The sequence below is a fragment of the Micrococcus sp. APC 4021 genome (assembly GCF_030407635.1).
Taxonomy (GTDB): domain Bacteria; phylum Actinomycetota; class Actinomycetes; order Actinomycetales; family Micrococcaceae; genus Micrococcus; species Micrococcus luteus.
In genome coordinates this window covers 1-934 of the sequence record NZ_JASDCZ010000230.1, presented here as the reverse complement: position 1 = coordinate 934, position 934 = coordinate 1, and the positions used below count along the sequence as shown (strand labels likewise).

Here is a 934-nt window from a genome sequence, read left to right as displayed (position 1 = left end):
TGCCGACCCTGCAGACCTGACAGGTACAAGCCCCCTACAACCTCGAAGACGGTTACACCACTTCCAGGGACTTGACCTGCGGGCGGGCTCGAAGCCGGAGCCGCGGCGCAGGGCCGTGGAGTCGGCGATCGGCATGTACTCCTGCCACGCGCGGCGGGCGCGGGCGGCCAGCGTGTCCACGTCACGGACCTGGGTGTAGCGCGGGTCTTCGAGGACCTCACCCGGCCACCAGTTGTTGGTCGTCTCGTGGTCGTCCCACTGGGCGATGACGGGGACGTCCGCGTACAGGGCGCGGAGGTTGTCGTCCATCATGTTGTAGCGGTGGCGGCCGCGGAACTCGTTCAGCGTCTCGGCGACCTTGGACGTCTCCTCCGTGGCGAGGTTGCGCCAGGTGGGCTCGCCGGCCACCTCGAGGGTCTCCGGGATGGGGTTGTCCGCGTAGATCGTGTCGCCGGAGTGCAGGAAGAAGTCGGGCATCGTGGCGTGCATCGCCGCGTAGCCGCGCATGCCGCCGATCTCCGGGTTGATGCCGTAGCCCTGCCCCGCGGTGTCCGCGGTCCACACGAAGGACTGGGCGGCGGAGGTCTTCCGGCCGAACCGCGCGCCGGGCGCCGTCGTGAAGCGGGCCACGGCCGACTCGCCCAGGCGGCCGGCCTCGTCCTCGAACGCGTACGTCACCTCGAAGCGGGTGTCGGAGGGCAGCGTGTCCGCGAGGATCTTCGCGGTGTGGTCGGTGGCCCCGTCGACCCAGCCGGAGCGCAGGGTCAGCCCGCGAGCGAAGCGGCCGCGCAGCACCTTCCCGTCCTCGTCGACCGCGCGCAGCGTGGCGTGCAGGCGCGAACGGCCGGACGAGCGCGCCCACAGCACGGCCGAGTTCGAGGTGACGTCGCCGGTGGCGACGCCGGACGGCAGCGTCAGACGGGACGCGACCAGG

The 934-nt window shown here is 71.5% G+C and carries 1 protein-coding gene; it reads right to left on the bottom strand.

The genetic code is table 11. The features are described 5' to 3' along the window. On the bottom strand, nt 1-934 hold a 934-nt coding region (locus tag QL983_RS11340), incomplete at both ends, for an alkaline phosphatase D family protein (RefSeq protein ID WP_290153075.1).